This window comes from Corynebacterium sp. TUM25015 (assembly GCF_056393505.1).
This window is the reverse complement of sequence record NZ_CM150783.1, coordinates 2,180,931-2,194,259: the sequence shown is the minus strand read 5'-3', so window position 1 is coordinate 2,194,259 and position 13,329 is coordinate 2,180,931. Positions and strand designations below refer to the sequence as shown.

Here is a 13,329-nt window from a genome sequence, read left to right as displayed (position 1 = left end):
ATCCTACCTAAGCCTGTGCACCGCTGTTTGGGGTGTGTGGTGCTGTTCGTACTTGAGTCTTCTGTAGCACAAAACCAATCACGCTGAGCACTGCGAAGGCGATGGTGACGGTGAGAACCTGCAGGCGAGCGCTGTCATCGAAGAGCATCAGGATGGTCAAAGCAATGAGCGCGACGAACGTCAACCAGGGAAGAATAGGGTATCCCCACATCCGTACGCTCAGGCTGCCGTCGCGCTCGAACACCGGACGCAACTTGATCTGAGCCAACACAATAACCATCCAAATGACTAGCAGCGTTCCGCCGACGGCATTAAACAGGATGTTAATGAGATCCTTGGGACCCCAGACCTGCAGCGCGACGGAAACGAAGGCGAAAAAGAGCGAGCACCAGACGGCGCGGTAAGGCACCTTCTGGTCATTCGTCTTGCCGAACCAACGCGGGACATTGCGCTGCTGGGAGAAGCTGTACATCAGGCGACTGGTGGCGTAGATCTGCGCATTGAAGGCGGACAGCAGAGCCAAGACAATGACGCCCTCCATGATCTCCACAATGCCGGGGATCTGTGCCAGAGCCAGGATGCGGGTGAACGGCGACTCTTCGGCGGACTCCGCTTCGCCAAGGGTGTCGAAGGGCAACAGAGCTGAGATGAGAAATACGCTGCCCAGGTAGAAGATGGAGATACGCCAGATGACTGCCCGCACGGCGGCGGCGATGGAGTTTGCTGGATCCTTGGACTCGGCAGCGGCGATAGTGACGATCTCGATGCCTCCGAAGGCGAAAGCCACTGCCAGTAGGCCGACGGCCATACCCGAGATGCCGTTGGGGGCGAAGTCTGAGAAGTTGCTCAACCCGGGGGATTCGTAGTCGGGGAAAAAGCCCAGCAGCAGGCTGGTTCCGATGATAAGGAAGAGGATGATAACGGCGACCTTGATAAACGCGAACCAGTACTCAAACTCGCCGAAGCCTCGCACACCAGCCAGGTTCACGATCGTAAAGAGGACCACACATATGAGTCCGGGGATCCAGCCCTCTACACCAAACCAGGAGCCCATGATTGCGCCGGCACCGGTAATCTCGGCGCCCATCACCATGATGAGCATGAACCAGTACAACCAGCCGAGTGCGAAGCCATTCCAGCGGCCAAATGCCATCTGACCATAAGTAGCGAATGTACCGGAGGCCGGGCGGGCGGCGGCGAGTTCGCCAAGCATCTGCATGACAGCGATGACCACAACGCCGGCGACGATGTAGGACAGCAGCACGGACGGACCCGCCGCCTGAATGCCCACACCGGTGCCGAGGAACAGGCCTGCACCGATGGCGGAGCCAAGACCCATCATCGTGAGGTGGCGGGTTTCTAGGCTGTGGCCAAGCTGGTTTGAAGCGCCTTGATCGGCACCTGAATCGGATTCTCGAGACTTCATACCGAAATTAGAACACACCGGTCTGTAGCACAGGCCAGCATGGGCATATTTAACCCCGTTCACCTCCAATTAGCCCATGGGGAAGTACAGGTGATTGCGCTGGTTTTGCCCTGGGGTCAACAAGCAGCCGGCACGGGTTTTTCGAGGGGTAGTCTAGGATCGCAACCAATGAATACTGCAGAAACTTCCATAGACCTGTCCGCCGGCGCGGTGGCTCTCACACGCCAACTCGTCGATATCTACAGCGAGTCGCACCATGAACGGGAGATCGCCGACGCGGTCGAACCCGCACTCCGTGCCATCGAAAACGTGGAGGTTACGCGCCGAGGTAATACCCTCGTCGCGCGTACCCACCGCGACCTGCCGTTCCGCGTGGTACTCGCAGGTCACCTGGACACGGTTCCCCCGGCGGATAACTTGCCTTCGCGGCTTGGACCAGACCCGGAAACGGGCGAGGAAACCATCTTTGGCCTTGGCTCTGTAGATATGAAGTCCGGTGCAGCTTGTTATGCTCATGCCTTTGCGACTCTGGCGAACTCCGCAGAACTCGCCTGTGACCTGACCCTGGTGTTGTACGAAGGTGAAGAAGTGGCCACCAAATACAACGGTCTCAACCATCTTGTACAGTCCGACCCCGATCTACTGGCGGGCGATCTAGCCCTGCTCGGCGAGCCCTCCGGCGGAATCATCGAGGCAGGCTGTCAGGGAACCTTGCGTGTGAAGGTCACCGCCTTGGGAGCCCGCGCACACTCCGCACGCAGCTGGCTTGGCCATAACGCGCTGCATGAGTTGGCGCGGGTGCTCGTGCGTGTGGCGGACTACGAACCGCAGGATGTGGAGATCGATGGCCTGGTCTATAAAGAAGGGCTCAACGCTGTCATCGCCGAGTCCGGCGTGGCCACCAACACCATTCCCGACGAGGCCTGGGCTTTTATCAACTTCCGTTATGCCCCGCACCGCAGTGTTGACGAGGCGTTGGAGCATCTATACGAGGTGCTCCAGGTAGGCACGCCCGATGCACCGGTCGAGGATTTTTCTGTGGAATTGGATGACGCCGCAGCCGCGGCTGCTCCGGGCCTCCATCAACCTTTCGCGGCGAAATTGGTGGAGGCAACCGGAGGACGTGTGCGCCCAAAGTACGGATGGACCGACGTGGCCAGGTTCACGGAGTTGGGGATTCCAGCCGTGAATTTCGGGCCCGGCGACCCGGGGTTGTGCCACACGAAGGATGAGCGCTGCCCAGTGGCTCAGATCGAGGACGTGAGCCGGGAACTTATACAGTTCCTTTCCAACTAAATCCGTCGCGCCCACTCCCTTCTGGTTAGGGCACTGGGGGGGAGACTGAGCTGGGTGGATGCGGGGTGGCGTCATTTAGAACGAGCGCGAGGGGGCACCAAGCAGTAGCGTGAAAAGCGCACAGAGAAAAAGAACAAAAAGACCGACAACTCAACAACACACCGAAAGCAATCCCACGCATGAACTCGAGCGACAATAACGGCGATTTCCGGCTTCGCGGCCCCGTCCTGCTGCGCGGAAAGCGGCACAACGAGAAGCAGAAATCAACGACGGACCAACGACTGCTGGCGCAACAGACCAATATCGATTGGCTGCATACGGATCCGTGGCGAGTGATGCGAATCCAATCCGAGTTCGTTGATGGTTTCGGTGCGCTGGCAAAGATCCCCAAGGCGATCACGGTGTTCGGGTCGGCACGCGTAAAGCCTGGCCACGCGTACTACGAAAAGGGTCGCGAACTCGGGCGACTGATCCATGAGGCCGGCTATGCGACGATCACTGGTGGAGGCCCCGGCCTGATGGAGGCCCCCAACCGCGGAGCACAGGAGTCCGGCGGATTGTCCATTGGACTTGGCATTGAGCTTCCCATGGAGCAGAGCCTGAACCGGTGGGTGGATCTGGGGCTGAACTTCCGCTACTTCTTCGTACGCAAGACCATGTTCCTTAAGTATTCACAGGCATTTGTGTGTCTACCGGGCGGTTACGGCACCTTGGATGAGCTCTTTGAAGCACTGGTCATGGTGCAGACCGAAAAGATCCGGAAGTTCCCGATTATTCTGATCGGCAAGGAATTCTGGGGTGGGCTCGTCGAATGGATCACCACCCGTCTGGTGGACGAGGGCATGATCTCGCCGGAGGACGTGGATCTGTTCCACGTCACTGATGATCCTGCCGAGGCCGTGCAGATTTGCGTCGATGCTCACGCCGACGCTGTAGAGAAGCTGAAGCGCCGCCAGGAGGAGCTGGCTGCGGAGCAGGATCGTATCTCCGAGCAGCTGGATCGTTTCGATTGTGAAGGAAAGCGCGGTAAGTAGCGAGGTATTCGAATAAAAGCCTCACTAAGCGCCAGCAGAAAGTGAAGAGACGGTACATTTGAAGACATGTTTTGGTTGTTGTCTCTCGTCGGAGCATTCCTTGTAGGCGCGCTCTTGGTCTATTTGCTCGGCACGGTCTTTGGCCGTGGAGAGGCATTGCCTCCCGTGGCTGCAGGAGAAGCAAAGAAGCAACACTGGCGGGATCTCGAGAGCAAGCCCTTGACCGCCGAGGGCATTCGCGACACCGGCTTTTCGCTGGAAATTCGTGGCTACAATCAAGCTGAAGTCGACTTCTATATCGATCGCCTCGCCGGGCGTATCGAAGAGCTTGAGCAGCAGGTTGGTGCGCAGCATACAGATCAAGACGAAGCCACCGTCGATAACCCCGCAGAACCCCGCGAACAGGAGCGTTAAACAATGGCACCGATTCCGAATATCCCCCAAAGAGTGACCAATGTGACGATCGGCCCGCGCGCAGAGGGATCCGAAATTATCGAAGCGCAGGTGAAGGTGGCCGCCGGTTCCTCCGCGCCGGGTGAGGTCGAGCTTGATTCCACCGGCCAGTGGGTTGTAAGGGTGCCTGCCGACCCGACCCGTCCTCTCGACCTCAGCGATGGACGTGAGTTCCTGGAGGACGGATGGCGCGGAGCAGGCGCAAAGCTGGTGCGCCGTATTGGCAAGGTCGTAGATGGCCACCCTGTGCGGGCGAAGAAGCACATTGTGCAGGTACACCTTCCAGAGGAGTTCACTCCCGACAACGTCCGTTCCTTGGTGATCGGCCTAATTGTTGGCAACCACAGCTTTGTTACCACCAATAAGCGTAAGCCCGCCCGAGTGCGCGACGTACACCTAGTACTGCCGCAGGATTTTGAATCTTCCGGATTCGACACTGCGGATTATGTAGCTGCTGTGAAGGAAGGCAAGGCCCTGGGCAAGGCAACCTGCTTGTCGCGAGATCTGGCCAATGCCCCGGCCAACGTGAAGTCCCCGGAATGGCTCGCAACCCAGGCCAAGAAGGCGGTATCGGACATTGAAGGCGTCAAGGTTCGCCTGCGCGATGCCGCATGGCTGAAGGATAAGGGCTTTGGCGGAGTGCTGGCCGTCGGCAAGGGATCCTCCCGTCCGCCGATGTTAATCGAGTTGGTGTGGGATCCGGAGAAGGTCGACTTGCGCCGTCGTCGCCGCACCGTCGTGCTGGTTGGTAAGGGCGTGACCTTCGATACCGGTGGAATTAGCGTAAAGCCCGCTGCGGGAATGGATACCATGCGCACCGATATGACGGGCGGAGCCAGTGTCATTGCCGCGTTCCGCGCCCTGGCGGAGCAAAAGGTACCGCGAAAGATCGTGGCGCTGATTCCGACGGCGGAAAACATGATCGATGGAAATTCCTACCGCCCGGGCGATGTGGTGGAACACTATGGTGGCCTGACCTCCGAGGTGACGAACACCGACGCAGAGGGTCGCATGATTTTGGCCGATGCGATCAGTTATGGCGCGAAGAAATACAAGCCGGTAGCCGTGGTGACCGTCGCAACGCTGACGGGTGCAGCAAAGGTGGCCTTGGGGCTGCGCACCGGTGCGGTATTCGCCGACAACTGGGGTGCAGGCGTCAAACTTGCTCGTCGTGGTGCGACAGTAGGGGAGCACTGGTGGCCAATGCCGATGCAGGATTACTTGGAGGAGAACGTGAACTCCAAGATCGCAGATGTGCGTCAAACTCCCAAGGGGCCGGGTGCGACCACCGCGGCTATGTTCCTGCGTCGCTTTACCCGGGGTGTGCCGCTGATTCACCTGGACATTGCTGGACCCGGTCGCGCAGAATCTGCCTACGATGAGGTCACACCTGTAGGTACCGGTTTCGGCGCGCGCACTCTGGTGCAGTGGCTGATCCACTAACCCTTTGTTGAAATCGCTGCCCGATATATGTTTCGAGCTGTAGACGGTCTACCATAGGGTGGTCGTTTATTAGCTCCCCACAGCGTGCTTTGTAAGAGAAATCAGGAAGGAATCTGTTCGTGCTTGCAGATGTCATTGACCTCCTCGCCGATCCCGTAGACGGTTCCCGCTTGAGCGCTGGCGACGAAGAGTGGCGCACTCTAGTCTCTGAGTCCGGCCACAGCTACGACGTTGCAAGGCAGGGGTATGTGACCCTCGCGGGCGGCTCCGGACTGCGCTACTCCGGTGACGATGCGTCGATGATCGACGCCCGCGAAACCTTCCTGTCTGGCGGCCACTTCGCACCTTTCGTCGAGGCTGTGACCGCAAATGTTGAAAACGTTCTGGACGATGGCAATGTTGCCGCTGAGCACGCACCTTCCATCGTGGAGATCGGTGCCGGTACCGGCTACTACCTCGCCCACACGCTGGACACGGTCGAGCGTTCCCGCGGGGTGGGAATCGACGTTTCGACTGCTGCGGCTAAGCGGCTGGCCTCGTCGCATTCACGGGTAGGCGCCGTCGTCGCTGACGCCTGGTCGCGCCTGCCAATTCTTTCGGAAAGTGTTGACGCCATCATGGTTGTCTTCGCACCGCGTAATGCGGCAGAGTTCGCCCGTATCCTTACGCCGGAGGGACAGGTTGTAGTCCTCACCGCGGAGGTCGGCCACCTAGGTGAACTGCGTGAGCCGCTGGGCATTTTGGACGTTGAGGAGGGCAAGGTTGAGCGGATGATCAGCCAGGCTTCCGGTCACTTGGTTCCGGTAGGGGAGTCCGAGCATATCGAGTTCCCGATGGTTCTCGATCAGGCTTCCATCGCAGCACAGATCGGCATGAGCCCCTCGGCGCGTCACATCCACCCGGACGTTTTGAAGGAACGCATCGAAGCTCTGCCAGAGACCATGGAAGTTACCGCCCGTGCAGCGATTACACGCTTGGCAAAAGCCACCCGCTAGTCTTCTTCGTCGAAGATTCCTTCGGACACATCGCGATCTGCGATGAGAGCTTCTGCCATGTAGTGTTCCTGTTCTTCCGGGGTGGTCAGTCCTGCCTGCATGCGCATCAAATGGCGCCCCGCCGTTTGCATGGAGGAAATAACCTTCGCCCCGCCAGTGGCGCGTACGTCAATATCGGAAATCTGCGAGTGTGCCGGGATGGCGCTGGTCAAGGTGACAGCACCGCCGTCAGCGAATACTTCGCATACGGGGCCATCGAGAAATACCGTCAATGTATCCGAGTCCGCATCCTTTAGCGGAGCGGTGCGGGTGTCCACACCCAAGCGGGTAACGGAGACAGCGTCTTTGGTATAGCTGATAGTGGCAATCACCTGGCCGGAGTCATCAGTGACGTCGACGTCCACGCGACCTTCCTCGGCATCAAGCTGGGCCGACCAGATGAATGCGTAGTCCGAGAAAGTACGTACCGCCGTGGGCGCACCGACAACATCTTGGAAGAGCTCGCCGTTCACCAGCGTGAGATAACGCGGCGCGGAGAGACAATTTGCCCATTGTCCATCCAAGGACGGGTGAGCGCCGACCAGGCCAAACATCACCGGGGTGGTGTGGTCGATGACGCGCGGGCGGGTGAAGTCGTGTCCAAAGTCGATGACGGTATAGGGACTGATAACGCTAAACGAGGTGCCACTGAGGTTGCCAACCACGTAACCGGCAACCTCATCGGACTCTCCGGCACCGCCGGGGAAGGTGACGAAGAGGATATCGCGACGGGCGGAAGAGTCGGCGTCCACCATAGAAACAATGCGCGGGGCGAACGGGCGGCCGGGGCGCAAACCTGCCTCGCTCGGCAACTCGATTGGCCCCAGGACGCGCCAGTGCTGGCGGTCTGCGGAACGTAGAACAACAATCTGCGCGTCCTTGTCACCGGTCAACGAAAGAGCGACCATGAGCCAGCCTTCGTCGGGGAAAGCGGGATCCTCATGACGAATCACGCTGGGGGTCACCAGATTTTCTACAGGGAACGCCGAATCGTCGATGTCGATTGGGCCCAGGCGACGCACATGGGGATCCGGCAGGCTGGGATCGTCCGACACCTCAGTGGCCTCGAGCAGGTTCGGGATCTGCGCACGTTCAATGGTGAACGTACGTGGGCCGCGCTGGCCATGGGGAATCTCCGCGGCCAGAGCTTGCTCCACAGTGGCCTCGGAGGTGGCATGGGTGACGACGAAAAACAATTCGGCACCATGGTCGATAGGCACGGCGGCTCCGGCGAGCATATCGATTTCGGTGCCGTGGGAAGCAGCTTCCGCGCTGGCACTCTGTTCGCTTAGTCCCTGGTTCGGGACGATGACATCGTCACAGATGTCCCAGTCATAAGTTGCCTCAGAGGCTACCTGATGCGCCCAACGAGAGCCTTCGGAAGACCGCGGGCGGAACTGGTGGAACACATGCAGGGCGTTACCTGAGAACACGGCGCCTGCGGGTGCTTCCAGCACCCCCGTTTCTGCGGTGACGTGCAGTTCCGGGCGGTGCTTATGGGAGGAAGAATGCATGCCACCATTCATACCAGCGGATTGAATTTAAAGCAGGGACCTGTATACGTCGACGGTTTGCTCGGCGATGGTCGCCCAACTGAAGGTCGTAACGGCGCGCTGGCGCCCAGCCTCACCGAAGCTGCGTACCTTATCCCGATCTGCGACGAGAGCGTTTGTAGCATCGGCCAGGCCACGCTCAAAAGTCGCCGTATCGTTCTCGTCATAGTGGACTAGCGTTCCCGTCTCGCCGTCGACGACAACCTCCGGAATACCGCCAACGTCGGAGGCCACAACGGCGGTTCCACATGCCATGGCCTCTAGGTTCACAATGCCCAGTGGCTCGTAGATGGAAGGGCACAAAAATGCATCGGAGGCCGAGAGGATCTCCTGCAGATTCGGCTTTTCCATCATTTCCTTCACCCAGTACACGCCGTCGCGCTCAGCCTGCAGCTTTTCAACCAGTGCAGTGACCTCGGCTTCGATTTCCGGGGTATCAGGCGCGCCCGCGCACAGCACAACCTGGATCTCCGGATCGAGGTGCGCTACGGCCTTCAGCAGGTGAGGGACGCCCTTTTGACGCGTAATGCGTCCGACAAAGGAGACGATGGGGCGGTTGGGGTCGACGCCTAGTTCCGTGAGTACGGAACGGTTGCCAGCCTCCACTGCCGCTTCGAAGGTCGGGCGCGGCTGCCAAAGCTCGGAATCAATTCCATTCAGCACCACGTGGATGCGGTCTGGGTCGATAGCTGGGTAGGCGTCGAGGATGGATTCCTTCATCTTGGCAGACACGGCGATGACCGCATCTGCGTTTTCCATCGCATTCTTTTCCGACCAAGAGGAAACATCGTAACCGCCACCAAGCTGTTCGCGTTTCCACGGGCGATGTGGCTCCAGTGAGTGAGCCGTTGCCACGTGGGGAATACCGTGCAGAAGTCCACCAACGTGGCCGCCCAGTCCCGTGTACCAGGTGTGGGAGTGGACGACCTCGGCGTCGCCCAAAGAATCAGCCATACGCAAACCGGTGGAAAGAGTCTTGAGCGAACCATTGGCCTCAGCGAGCTCCGGGTCAACTCCGTGAACGTAGACATCCTGCTCTGTGCGTGGCCCACCCATGCAGTGCACATCGACGTGTTCGAGCTTCCGCATGTAACGAACCAACTCGGTGACGTGCACGCCGGCACCACCGTAAATCTCTGGGGGATATTCCTTTGTCAGCATGGCGATACGCATGCTTCCAGCCTAACCGGGCTAGGCGCTGTGTGTCCTGGTAAGAACGTCGACGATCATCCGGTTTAACGCATTAGGGGGGCACCGTTCCATATCAGATTGCCTGCTTGACAAGCAAAACTATTCCGAGGTCGCTAGGTTGGAAAGTGTGAAGAGCAGATCAAATGTCCTGTCCATTGTCCTTGCCGGTGGCGAGGGAAAGCGCTTGTATCCTTTCACCGCCGATCGCGCTAAGCCTGCCGTACCGTTCGGCGGCAACTATCGCCTGATCGACTTCGTGCTGTCTAACCTGGTCAACGCCGGTTACTACAAAATCTGTGTGCTGACCCAGTACAAGTCCCACTCCCTCGACCGCCACATCTCCCAGTCCTGGCAACTGTCCGGCCTGACAGGCCAGTACATCACTCCTGTTCCGGCTCAACAGCGCCTGGGCAAGCGTTGGTTCACCGGTTCTGCAGATGCCATTCTGCAGTCCCTAAACCTGGTGTACGACGAGCAGCCGGATTACATCATCGTTTTCGGTGCGGATCACGTCTACCGCATGGATCCGGAGCAGATGGTGCAGGAACACATCGCAAGTGGCGCCGGTGTGACGGTCGCTGGCCTACGGGTGCCACGCCACGAAGCTACCGCGTTCGGTGTGATCCAGGCGAGCGATGACAACAAGATCGAGCAGTTCCTCGAAAAGCCTGCCGAACCGCCGAGCGTTCCGGATGACCCAGAGGTTGCCTTTGCCTCCATGGGTAATTACGTGTTCACCGCACAGACCTTGATCGACGCGCTGAAGGAAGACTCCGAAGACGAGAACTCCAACCACGATATGGGCGGTGACATTATCCCGCGCCTGGTGGACCGTGGCGAGGCCTATGTATACGACTTCTCCAACAACTACGTTCCAGGAGAGACCGAGCGTGACAAGGGTTACTGGCGTGACGTCGGAACCGTTGATGCGTTCTACGAGGCGCACATGGATCTCATCAGCGTGCACCCGGTGTTTAACCTGTACAACCAGCAGTGGCCTATCCACACGGCTGAGACGGGCAACCTGCCGCCGGCGAAATTCGTCAAGGGCGGTATTGCTCAGTCTTCGATGGTCTCCGCGGGCTGCATCATCTCCGCGGGTACGGTGCGAAACTCCGTGCTGAGTGAGAACGTCGTCGTGGAGGAAGGTGCCTCTGTGGAAGGCTGCGTGATCATGCCAGGTGTGCGCATCGGTCGCGGTGCAGTGGTGCGTCACGCCATCCTGGACAAGAACGTGCAGGTCTCGGCAGGGGAGATTATCGGCGTGGATCGCGCCCGCGATCAGGATCGCTTTACGATCTCCAAGGGTGGCGTGGTCTGCATTGGCAAGAACGTAGTCGTCTAACAGACTTGCGTTCTTAGCCGAGCTTCTTTAGCTGATCTTCGTGATCAGCGTCGCACCCGCGCCCAAAGGAAGGCGAGAGACCTTGGCGTTTTCCAGCTCGCGGAAGAACTGATCTGCTTCGCGAGCCCGGGTGGTCTGGCGGTCGGTGCGGTTTTCATCACCCACCAGGCCGTCCATCAAAGAATCCAGAAGTACGAGGACACCACCAGTGCGAAGTGCCGGGAGCGTGGATTCCACAATCGCGGTGAACTCCTCTGTCGCGGCCTCTGCGACCGCCATGTCGTAACTATCGTTGGCTAGACGGCGGATTACATCCAGCGGAGCGCTGGGCAAGAAACGGAAGGTATTGGGGCGCTGACCGGCATTGGCGAAAGCTTGCTTGGCCAATTGTTGGTGTTGTACCTCCGGCTCGATGCACGTCAGGTGTCCTTCGGTCTGTGCGGCGTTAAGGCCCTTGAAAAGGTGCAGGCCAATTACGCCACTGGCTGGCGAAACGATAATGCCGGTGGGGGTGTGTCCCTGGGCAGCGGCGTTGGCGCCTGCGCGGGTGGCGATGAATTCCAAAAACTCAGCAGTCATCGCATCGGGGGTGAGCAGACCAAACTCCTGTGCCGCCTCGACAGCGGTGGTGGTCACCTCGTCCGGCTCGCTGGTCGCCCGAACGTACTCACGGATGGCCTCAATGGGGGAAGATGATGCAGCATTCACGCTTCACGACGATAGGTCAGGAAAGCGTCAATGTTGTGCTTGTTCTCGGCATGTCAGGCGCCGGCGTCAAAAATAGAAAAGCAAGTGAACAAGAGTGACCCGAGTGACGAACTTTCGTTCCACCCCCACAGGGGGTAAAATCCTCACAGGAAACTGCCAGGCGTGCAGCACAAGATTTTGAGGACAATCAGCCACAATATGGGCATGAACGCAGATCAAACCCCCGCCCCACGAACCACAGCAGTGTTCGATGCAGGTACCGGCGAACTTCCGGGCTGGGGGGAATTGGTCGCCGAGCACGCAGACAGCGTCTACCGGCTGGCTTATCACCTCGCAGGAAACCAACAGGACGCAGAAGACCTCACGCAGGATACGTTCATGCGAGTCTTTCGCAGCCTCAAGACCTACCAGCCGGGAACCTTTGAAGGATGGCTGCACCGCATCACCACTAACTTATTCCTGGATATGGTGCGCCGGCGTGCGAAGATTCGCATGGAAGCGCTGCCCGAGGATTATGACCGCATCGAGGGCGGCATTGACGACCCCGAAGCCACCTTTGAACTGAACAATCTGGATCCTGCGCTGGTAAAGGCGCTGGATCAGCTAGCGCCGGAGTACCGCGTAGCCGTCGTGCTCTGTGACGGGCTGGGGATGAGCTACGACGAAATCTCCCAGACCCTTGGCGTGAAGATGGGAACCGTGCGCTCCCGCATCCACCGCGCCCGCGCGCAACTTCGCGGTAACCTGGAACGTAACCATGGCGAACTGGTCTACACCGGCCAGGCCTAAAGGCTGAGAGACTAGTGTCGGTCTGAGACGTTTGGAACGGCGCTAAAGAAACAGACACCGTTGAAGTGGAAAGGCAGGTAAAGCACGTGACATCTTTCGTTGAAAACCTCACGGGGGAACTGTCCGTCGACCACCTGTCCACCGAGGCCATCGCTGCGCTTGTTGACGGGGAACTTTCCCGCCGTGCGGAACACCGAGCGAAAATCCACCTCGTCCACTGTGAAACGTGCAGGGCGGAGGTGCGTGCCCAGCGAAGTGCGTCCAACCGAATGCGCGAGCACACTTCGGACGTACACACCCCGGGCGGATTGATGGAAAAATTACAGCGCATTCCGGAAGAGTGCCGCGAGGATGATGCGCCGCATCGTTTCTCCGTGGATGGCTGTCGCCGCCCCGAAACGTTGGTTGATCGGCTGGATCTTTTGCTGCGTAAAATGCAGTTCCGCGGCAAGTAAAGTGAAATGCCCTGCAGTTTGAGTTAGGTTAGACAGGTGTTTTCCAATGTAGGTTGGGGCGAAGTCCTCGTACTTTTGATCGTCGCGTTGTTCCTCATTGGCCCGGAGCGATTGCCGGGTCTTATCAAGGAGGTTCGCGCGGTCTTGCTGGCGGTACGCAAGGCAGTATCGCAGGCAAAGGATCAACTAGACGGTGAGCTGGGGGAGGACTTTCGCGAGTTCTCCAAGCCTTTGCAGGAGCTGAACTCTGTACGCCAAATGGGTGCGAAGGGGTTCATAACCAAGACTTTGCTGGATGACGATGATAGCTTCCTGACCTCCTTCAACGAGACGAAGCAGGACGTCAAAGACACCGTCGATACGGTGCGCAAGCCAAATCTGCGTGAGACCCTGAAGTCTGGAAATAAGCCAGGTCAACCCGCCCCGGCTAGCGGCAGTGCTGATAACGATGGCGTGAGCGTGTCACAGCAGTCCGCGGCGGGGGAGTCCCGTTCTTCCCAATTGGACGATCCTGTGGCCAATGCTGCCCAGCAGCTGACTGGCAATGAAAAGCCCTCCGCACCCAGCAACGGGTGGGAGGACGTAACGTAGCCTGGCGCTCG

13 protein-coding genes are annotated in these 13,329 nt (G+C 59.0%); 9 read left to right on the top strand and 4 right to left on the bottom strand.

Translation table 11 applies throughout. The annotated features are described in order from the left end of the window. Positions 1–7: 7 nt before the first annotated feature. Positions 8–1,426: an amino acid permease gene (locus tag AC06DS_RS09850; RefSeq protein WP_477100649.1), complete on the bottom strand. Its 1,419-nt coding sequence runs from the start codon at positions 1,424–1,426 to the stop codon at positions 8–10. Between the two features lie 168 nt (positions 1,427–1,594). On the opposite strand from AC06DS_RS09850, the gene dapE reads away from it, so the two are divergent. The 5 genes from dapE (at position 1,595) to AC06DS_RS09825 (ending at position 6,647) form a co-directional block, all read left to right on the top strand. Next, entirely contained in the window at positions 1,595–2,722 is a 1,128-nt protein-coding gene (gene dapE, locus AC06DS_RS09845) for a succinyl-diaminopimelate desuccinylase (protein WP_293789677.1), read from the top strand. Between the two features lie 179 nt (positions 2,723–2,901). Continuing rightward, on the top strand, positions 2,902–3,756 hold the full coding sequence (locus tag AC06DS_RS09840) for an LOG family protein (RefSeq protein ID WP_293789679.1): 855 nt from the start codon (positions 2,902–2,904) through the stop codon (positions 3,754–3,756). 66 nt (positions 3,757–3,822) lie between these two features. Further along, on the top strand, positions 3,823–4,170 hold the full coding sequence (locus AC06DS_RS09835; protein WP_293789681.1) for a DivIVA domain-containing protein: 348 nt from the start codon (positions 3,823–3,825) through the stop codon (positions 4,168–4,170). A 3-nt stretch (positions 4,171–4,173) separates the two neighbouring features. Beyond that, positions 4,174–5,652, top strand: a complete 1,479-nt coding sequence (locus AC06DS_RS09830) for a leucyl aminopeptidase family protein (RefSeq protein ID WP_477100648.1) — start codon at positions 4,174–4,176, stop codon at positions 5,650–5,652. A 119-nt stretch (positions 5,653–5,771) separates the two neighbouring features. After that, positions 5,772–6,647: a methyltransferase domain-containing protein gene (locus AC06DS_RS09825; protein ID WP_293789686.1), complete on the top strand. Its 876-nt coding sequence runs from the start codon at positions 5,772–5,774 to the stop codon at positions 6,645–6,647. Here the strand turns inward: AC06DS_RS09825 and AC06DS_RS09820 are convergent. Next, positions 6,644–8,200, bottom strand: a complete 1,557-nt coding sequence (locus AC06DS_RS09820) for a GH32 C-terminal domain-containing protein (protein ID WP_476727464.1) — start codon at positions 8,198–8,200, stop codon at positions 6,644–6,646. The two genes, AC06DS_RS09825 and AC06DS_RS09820, sit on opposite strands and share 4 nt — an antisense overlap. A 27-nt stretch (positions 8,201–8,227) precedes the next feature. Then, positions 8,228–9,412 (bottom strand): glycogen synthase, encoded by a 1,185-nt coding sequence (gene glgA / locus AC06DS_RS09815; protein ID WP_293789690.1) that lies wholly within the window; start codon positions 9,410–9,412, stop codon positions 8,228–8,230. Positions 9,413–9,557: 145 nt separating this feature from the next. Between glgA and glgC the strand changes: the two genes are divergently transcribed. Then, complete coding sequence (glgC, locus tag AC06DS_RS09810) at positions 9,558–10,775, top strand: glucose-1-phosphate adenylyltransferase (protein WP_293789692.1); 1,218 nt, start codon at positions 9,558–9,560, stop codon at positions 10,773–10,775. Positions 10,776–10,802: 27 nt separating this feature from the next. Here glgC and AC06DS_RS09805 read toward each other — a convergent pair whose 3' ends face one another. Beyond that, positions 10,803–11,483: an O-methyltransferase gene (locus tag AC06DS_RS09805; protein WP_293789694.1), complete on the bottom strand. Its 681-nt coding sequence runs from the start codon at positions 11,481–11,483 to the stop codon at positions 10,803–10,805. A 198-nt stretch (positions 11,484–11,681) separates the two neighbouring features. Here AC06DS_RS09805 and sigE point away from each other — a divergent pair, with 198 nt between their 5' ends. From sigE to tatB, 3 genes are all read left to right on the top strand, one after another. After that, positions 11,682–12,272, top strand: coding sequence for an RNA polymerase sigma factor SigE (gene sigE, locus AC06DS_RS09800; RefSeq protein ID WP_293790324.1), 591 nt, complete (start codon positions 11,682–11,684; stop codon positions 12,270–12,272). Positions 12,273–12,358: 86 nt separating this feature from the next. Then, positions 12,359–12,727, top strand: a complete 369-nt coding sequence (locus AC06DS_RS09795) for an anti-sigma factor family protein (RefSeq protein WP_293789696.1) — start codon at positions 12,359–12,361, stop codon at positions 12,725–12,727. Between the two features lie 36 nt (positions 12,728–12,763). Further along, a complete protein-coding gene (tatB, locus tag AC06DS_RS09790) occupies positions 12,764–13,318 on the top strand; it encodes a Sec-independent protein translocase subunit TatB (protein WP_293789698.1) in 555 nt (184 codons plus the stop codon). Positions 13,319–13,329: the final 11 nt, after the last annotated feature.

What these genes read in the sequence shown, in the direction of transcription:
- AC06DS_RS09850 (WP_477100649.1), bottom strand. Translation starts at nt 1,426, where the DNA reads ATGAAGTCTCGAGAATCCGATTCAGGTGCCGATCAAGGCGCTTCAAAC.
- AC06DS_RS09820 (WP_476727464.1), bottom strand. Translation starts at nt 8,200, where the DNA reads ATGCATTCTTCCTCCCATAAGCACCGCCCGGAACTGCACGTCACCGCA.
- sigE (WP_293790324.1), top strand. Translation starts at nt 11,682, where the DNA reads ATGGGCATGAACGCAGATCAAACCCCCGCCCCACGAACCACAGCAGTG.
- dapE (WP_293789677.1), top strand. Translation starts at nt 1,595, where the DNA reads ATGAATACTGCAGAAACTTCCATAGACCTGTCCGCCGGCGCGGTGGCT.
- AC06DS_RS09840 (WP_293789679.1), top strand. Translation starts at nt 2,902, where the DNA reads ATGAACTCGAGCGACAATAACGGCGATTTCCGGCTTCGCGGCCCCGTC.
- glgA (WP_293789690.1), bottom strand. Translation starts at nt 9,412, where the DNA reads ATGCGTATCGCCATGCTGACAAAGGAATATCCCCCAGAGATTTACGGT.
- AC06DS_RS09835 (WP_293789681.1), top strand. Translation starts at nt 3,823, where the DNA reads ATGTTTTGGTTGTTGTCTCTCGTCGGAGCATTCCTTGTAGGCGCGCTC.
- AC06DS_RS09830 (WP_477100648.1), top strand. Translation starts at nt 4,174, where the DNA reads ATGGCACCGATTCCGAATATCCCCCAAAGAGTGACCAATGTGACGATC.